Source organism: Niallia taxi, from assembly GCF_004005475.1.
Taxonomy (GTDB): domain Bacteria; phylum Bacillota; class Bacilli; order Bacillales; family Cytobacillaceae; genus Niallia; species Niallia taxi.
The window spans coordinates 1-6,945 of the sequence record NZ_RZTZ01000039.1; the positions used below are offsets into that span (position 1 = coordinate 1).

Genomic DNA, 6,945 nt, shown 5'->3' on the forward strand with positions numbered 1-6,945 from the left:
TCCTGTTGACTCTAATACTACAGGTGGCTGAATACCAGTTTTACCTTTAACTTCTTCCAGGAAATCGAAGAGTTCCTTCAGCCCCTCAAGAGTATGGGAAACTTTAAATCCCTTACGATATGGCTTCTATGGGGAATATTAGCTGGAGGAATTATGTCTAATATTAATCAATATTTGATTACTTCTTCAGCTCCAGAAGCTCCTGATTTCGCAAATGGTTTATTTATATCGGCATGTAATGTTGGAACAACAGTTGGCTCAGCTGCAGGTGGATTATTCATTTCCACACTAGGCACACCATACGTCGTTTTAGTAGGAGTCCTGTAGTTATTAGCTTTGCTGTTATCATAGTAAGAAATAATATGTTTAAATCTTCAAGTGCAACCGAAAAGCATAGAGAAGAATCTGTTGTTTCTCATTAAGCATTTAACAAAGAAATAAATTAAACTCATAATAAAAAAATCAAAGAGGGATTTGTATGTAATTAACTAATAAATGGAGTTAATATAGATGATTTTAAAAGAAAATTATTATCTATCTAATGGTATTGAGATTCCTAAATTGCGTCTAGGAACATGGAGGATAAAGAATGACAATGTAGTACAGGCAGTGGTAGATGCTGTGAAAACTGGGTATCGCCATATTGATACAGCACAGGCGTATGCAAATGAAAGTGGAGTGGGAGATGGAATTAGAGCTTGTGGTCAGAATAAGGAAGATTTGTTTATAACTTCAAAACTTGCTGCAGAAATAAAGTCATATGAAAAAGCTGTTTCATCGATTGACCAAACGTTGAAAACGATAAGACTTGATTATATTGATATGATGATTATTCACGGCCCACAACCATGGAGGGATTTTGGCAACAAAGATCGGTACTTCGAAGGAAATCGTGCAGCATGGAGAGCACTTGAGGAAGCATACAAAGCAGGAAAGATTCGTGCCATAGGTGTATCTAAGTTTCAAAAAGAGGATCTTAACAATATTCTTAGTGACTGTACAGTTAAACCCATGGTAAATCAAATACTAGATCATATAAGCAATACACCAACCGAGTTAATCCAATATACTCAAGAACACGGCATTCTTGTTGAGGCCTATTCACCAATTGCACATGGTGAATTATTGAAAAATAAAAAAGTTTTAGAGACTGCAGAAAAATACGGAGTTTCAGTTAAATATACTATAATAATAGTAGACTACTTAGTACAGTATGTTTCAATTTTTTTATTTTTTTCACATATTATCAAAGTAAACAATACTAATTCTATATAGTTTAATATGTATAATATATGGTAGGAGGTGTAGTTACGATGAGAGTTCAAGAAGTCTTGTTAGATGAAGATAAAAAGAGATACATACTAATAGATGGAGATGGAATGCCGGTAATTGAGGCAATTAGGTACTTAAAGTATTTAGATTCCGTAGGTAGAAGTATTTACACCCAAAAGACATACTGCTATGCTTTGAAGCACTATTTTTCTTTCCTCAGAGAATCATCCCTATCCTTACATGACATATCTATTAATCTTTTAGGTGAATTTATTACTTGGTTAAAGAACCCTTACCATTCAATAAAGGTAACGCCAATAGAAAAACACTCCAATAAGACAGAAAAGACAATAAACCTAACATTAACCGTTATCACAAATTTTTACGATTACCTATATAGAACGGAACAATTACATAGCAACGTAATAGAACGGATTAAACGTGAGAGCTTTTCCTTTGGTCACTCTAAATATAAAGATTTTCTTTATCACGTTAATAAAGGTAAAAGTATAAAGAAAAACATTCTAAAGTTAAAGATTCCTAAACAAAAATTAAAGGTACTAACAAAAGAAGAGGTTGACCAAATATATAAAGCTACCACTAATATTCGAGATAAACTGTTAATTAAGCTATTATTTGAAACTGGATTTAGAATCGGGGAAGCTCTTTCCTTGTACTTAGAGGATTTCAAATTTCACCATAAAAATGGACATAGGATCTGCTTAAAAGATCGTGGTGAACTAATCAATGGGGCTAAATTAAAATCAGGTGAACGGTCTGTTCATGTGTCTCAGGAATTAATGGATTTATATGATGATTATTTATACGACATTGTCGATGATTTAGAGATAAAATCCAATTTTGTGTTTGTGAAAATCAGTGGAGAACGAATTGGACAAGCTCTTACTTATCAAGATGTGAATTCATTATTCAGAAGATTGAAAAAGAAAACCGGGATTGACGTTCACCCCCATCTACTTAGGCACACGCACGCCACTCTTTTTTATCAGCAAACAAAAGATATTAAACAAGTACAGGAAAGACTAGGTCACTCGCAAATTCAAACAACAATTGACCTTTACCTTCATCCTAGTGATGAGCATATTCGGGCTGAATGGGAAAAAGCTCAACCAGCTTTTCGTATAGTAAATAGTAAACAGGAGGAATCGTAGTGAGTAAGTTTGTTAGTGTAAACAAAACAACTGTTAATGGCCATTTATTAAAATACATAGAGGAACTAAGTTCCTATTCCCAAAAGGAATTTAAAGAGGATGGCTCTTTTATAATAAACAATATTGAAAATCCATACTTTCTTAAAGAAAATGACTGGAAGCTCGATATATTTTGTAAAATCTCTAATTTCAGTGAAGAGTATGCACGTGTTATAAAAACAAGTACATGCCGTAATCTTTCCTTCTCTTTTATGTGTAGTAGTTTATCAACTGAAGTTAAATATATCTTTTATAAAAAGATATTTAATGATGAGTGGAGATTAAACACTGCGTTTGGACATCAGTCTACATGTCTAAGACGTTTTACTGATTTTATTAATAAAACCTATCCGAAGGTTGAATCATTGTTGGAGTTGGATCCAATTAAGACAAATATAAAATGGATCAACTACTTACAATCTATTGGCGTAAGGACTCACAAAATAAATACTAACAAGGATAATGGATTTACTTACGAAACTAAAACTCAACCCGCAGCCTTTTTTAACCTGATATTAAAGGCCTTAATAACTTATCTTGATGATCGAATTGAATGGGAGAAAGAAAGATGGGATATGAGGAACTTATATCGGGATTTTGGTATTCCATATAATGAATCAAAAGCAAACTATTATATTTATTTTTCATCCATTAAGAATCCACATTTGAAAGATGGATTTAAACGTTACACTAAACAAAGGCTTTTAAGTGGACATAATTTTACAACAGCTGCAGCACAGTTATATTCCCGATATATACCAGGATTTATCAATCTTATTACCTCATTAGAATCGGATTGGAATAATTTTCACAAGCTAAATCGGAATCATATTCTTCAGTACATTGAATACCTAAATAATTATACTAAAAACTTCACCCATAAAAGAGCAAATCCTGAAAAATACAAAAAAGAAGCACTCAATTGTGTTTCAAAATTTTTAAGGGATAGTCAAATGTATGAGTATGACTTTGCACCTAAAAAAAGTGTATCATCATTAATTTATCCCGAAGATAAACCTACCGAAAGAAAGAAAGCATATGATCAAGTAGATTATATTCCTGAATTTGTATTGGAGCAATTATTTAACAATATCAGTGACCTTCATCCAGATGTTCAGCCAATTACATGGATTGCATTCAAGACAGGATTAAGAATATCAGATACCCTTGGATTAACACATGATTGTTTAGTTAAATTAAATGACAAATATCAAATTGTAACCGATATTGAAAAAACATATGTTAAGGGTCACTCAATACCCATTGATGATCACTTGGCCAATATAATCGCTGTTCTGATTGATAGGTCTAAACAAAAAAGCAACAATGATAATAATCCAAAACGCTATATCTTTGTTCGTTATGTGGGTGCAAGGAAAGGAAAGCCCTACTATCAGCATTGGGTCGCTGAACAACTTAACGCATTAGCTTTAAAGGTGAATATTGTTGATGAAAGTGGGAAGTTGTTTCATTTTACAAATCATCAATTTAGACACACGTACGCCATTAAATTGTTAAATAACGGAACTGATATTTTGACCGTACAGGAGCTTATGGCCCATGCTTCTCCTGAAATGACAATGAGATATGCACGCTTATTAGATGGAACAAAAAGAGAAGCGTTCGAGAATGCGATAAATCAAGGCGTGTTTAGTTTTGATTTGGATGGAACCATGGTCAATGTAAAAGAGTCTGAAGAAGTTCCTGAAGATGTTTTGGAGTGGCTATGGAGAGATCACAAACTAACAGCAATTGATAACCCATATGGTTCTTGTAGAGCCCGACTAGAAGGTGATTGTCCCTATGCGGAAGAACCTCCTTGTTTGACATGTAATGGTGGTAGCCCTTGTAAAGACTTAGCGGTTGGTCTTTCTGAAATGGATATAGCCAAGTATGATATTCATATTGAATCTACAAAGAGAATGATTTCTGTTGCGAAAGAATATGGTAGAGATGAAATTGCACAAAAGAACAAAAAAAACCTAGACAGATTATTAAACATTTACAATACTATTAAATCAGGTAACATTGTGTTCAGTCGATTGGATAGAGTAAAACGAAAGCAAGGTGTTTTTAATGCCTAGATATGACCGAAAAGAACATCTTAAAGAGATCCATTCGAAGAGGAAAGCATTGACAACCGAAAAGGTTAAACAAGCTATTAATAAGCTGATGAAGTCAAATAATGCTATAAACTTTAATAGCGTTGCGATTGAGGCAGGAGTCAGTAAGGCAACATTATACAATAATAAGGACATAAGAGAACAAATCAGTACCTTAAGATCAACCACTCCCCTTGCCTATAACAAACAGCAAGCAAAATTAAATTTAAATGATAATAATAAAGACGCAGTAATAGATTCCTTGAGACGAAGAATAAAAAAACTTGAGGAAGAAAATAAAGAGTTACGAAATAATTTAAAAGTTGCATACTCTGATTATTATAAAAATGTATAAAAACAGCAAACACTTGAACTAAAATACACTTATATAAATTTTATAAATGTAGAAGTAAAAAGGAGCAATTATATGAATTTCAATAAATTAATACCAGAATTATCAGTTAATGATATTCAACAATCAAAGGGATTTTATCTAGATGTATTGGGTTTTAATCTCGAGTATGAACGCAAAGAAGATAAGTTTGCTTTTATTTCACTAAATGGAGCCCAGATGATGATTGAGCAATATAATGGATTTTGGCAAACTGGTGAGCTTAATTATCCATATGGACGAGGCATTAATTTTCAAATTGAAGTAGAAAATATAGAGGAGATTCTACAAAGAATTAAAAAAAATAATATTCTGCTTTTTAGAGAAGTTATGATAAGTACCTATAGTGAATTTATACAAAAAGAATTTTTAGTTCAAGATCCAGATGGTTATTTGTTGAGATTTTCACAAAAAATTAGACCGTAATTATTACATATATTCATATCTAATGGAGTAAGCGAAAAAAAAGAGGTAATTTACTAGTGTACACTAACTGTCGAACGGAATGTTTTTATGTAACTATAATGGCAGCATTCCTATAATAACTGAAGAGAAGCCTTCTTGTGTCACAAACGGGGCAGTTTTGTTCAATAAGGTAAAGGATATATTGTTTCACCTGCGAATTATTAATACAAAGTATAATTAAAATATTATAAGGTGAGAAACGAAAATGAATACATACTGTAAAAGTGCTTTTAACCAAATCAATATAGCTATAAAAAAGATATATGAAATAATAAACCAATTGGACGAACAGGACCTGCAAAAAAGACCCTCATTAGAAAAACATTCAATTGGGGAGCTATTAGAACATATTGCGATTATTTGTAGAGCGGATCTGCATATTGCTAATGGTGCTACACAAGATGAAATGAAGAATTTTTATTTAAGTGTTTCATATAAGAATTTAACAGATATTAAAAACGGTTTAATTAGTAATTTTAAAGCACTTGAACAAGCTTATTTTTCCTATTCAGAAGAAGAACTGCAAGAAGAGATTACTTCTTATTGGGGTGTTACTTACACAAGATATGAATGGTTGCTAGAGATCTTAGCACACGTTTATCATCATAGAGGTCAATTACACGCCATGCTAGTTCATTGTTACGGAAAAGACCCGGGAATATCAATGTTTGAATAGACTTATTGAATAAACAGGGCAGCATTCCTGTAATAAATAAATCCATTCTTATAGCACTATCGGGGCAGGTTAGCTGAAGAAGGCTGAATAAAAAATGTGTTAAAATTGGTAAATGAGTGGGATTGTGAATATAACATATAAGGATAGGGGGATTATTAATGGAAATCCGTACAGTAAAAAGTTCAGACTATTATGCAATTTTACCATTAATAAACCAATGGTGGGGCGGAAGACAAATGGCTGACAAGTTACCGAAGCTCTTTTTTGACCATTTTACAGATACAAGTTTTATTGCTGAAAAAGATGGAATAATAATAGGGTTTCTAATTGGTTTTTTATCACAATCAAAGTCTGAAGAGGCGTATATTCATTTTGTTGGAGTACATCCAGAATATAGAAAACTCAAAGTAGGAAAAACACTCTACAATGAATTTTTTTATGTAGTTAAACAAAAAGGTGGTAATGCGGTCAGATGTGTAACTTCTCCTGTTAATAAAGTTTCAATTTCCTATCATACTAAGATGGGGTTTGAAATTGAACAAGGAGATGCAATTATAGATGGTGTTACTGTGTATAAGGACTATGACGGACCAAATCAAGATAGGGTTTTATTTAGAAAGAAGTTGTAAGAAATTGGAGTCTCATTGAAATAAAGGGGTATAATCCATGAAGGATTACTACCCCTTTACTTTAACACTAACGGGCAGCATTCCTGTAATAAGTGAAAATGGGATTTGAAAGAAAAAAGACCTCTTGATAAGATAAATGTGTCCTCAGCTGGCCAGCTAAAAGGGACAAAATATCTACTCGGAGGTCTCACTATGAATT

The 6,945-nt window shown here is 32.6% G+C and carries 7 protein-coding genes and 1 pseudogene; all 8 read left to right on the forward strand.

Going from position 1 to position 6,945, the window contains the following annotated elements; translation table 11 throughout:
- Nucleotides 1-117: 117 nt before the first annotated feature.
- Nucleotides 118-422, forward strand: a pseudogene (locus EM808_RS28130) (MFS transporter); the annotation flags it as partial.
- An 88-nt stretch (nucleotides 423-510) separates the two neighbouring features.
- Nucleotides 511-1,275: an aldo/keto reductase gene (locus EM808_RS28135; protein ID WP_127743082.1), complete on the forward strand. Its 765-nt coding sequence runs from the start codon at nucleotides 511-513 to the stop codon at nucleotides 1,273-1,275.
- Between the two features lie 38 nt (nucleotides 1,276-1,313).
- Entirely contained in the window at nucleotides 1,314-2,444 is a 1,131-nt protein-coding gene (locus EM808_RS28140) for a tyrosine-type recombinase/integrase (protein WP_127743084.1), read from the forward strand.
- Nucleotides 2,444-4,567, forward strand: a complete 2,124-nt coding sequence (locus EM808_RS28145) for a tyrosine-type recombinase/integrase (RefSeq protein ID WP_235856744.1) — start codon at nucleotides 2,444-2,446, stop codon at nucleotides 4,565-4,567. The genes EM808_RS28140 and EM808_RS28145 overlap by 1 nt, the downstream gene beginning before the upstream one ends.
- A complete protein-coding gene (locus EM808_RS28150) occupies nucleotides 4,560-4,940 on the forward strand; it encodes a DUF6262 family protein (protein ID WP_127743086.1) in 381 nt (126 codons plus the stop codon). The genes EM808_RS28145 and EM808_RS28150 overlap by 8 nt, the downstream gene beginning before the upstream one ends.
- A 72-nt stretch (nucleotides 4,941-5,012) precedes the next feature.
- Nucleotides 5,013-5,402, forward strand: a complete 390-nt coding sequence (locus tag EM808_RS28155; protein ID WP_127743088.1) for a bleomycin resistance protein — start codon at nucleotides 5,013-5,015, stop codon at nucleotides 5,400-5,402.
- 244 nt (nucleotides 5,403-5,646) lie between these two features.
- Complete coding sequence (locus EM808_RS28160; RefSeq protein WP_127743090.1) at nucleotides 5,647-6,117, forward strand: DinB family protein; 471 nt, start codon at nucleotides 5,647-5,649, stop codon at nucleotides 6,115-6,117.
- Nucleotides 6,118-6,275: 158 nt separating this feature from the next.
- The gene (locus tag EM808_RS28165) at nucleotides 6,276-6,746 is read left to right on the forward strand and encodes a GNAT family N-acetyltransferase (RefSeq protein ID WP_127743092.1); all 471 of its coding nucleotides are present in this window, start codon (nucleotides 6,276-6,278) and stop codon (nucleotides 6,744-6,746) included.
- Nucleotides 6,747-6,945: the final 199 nt, after the last annotated feature.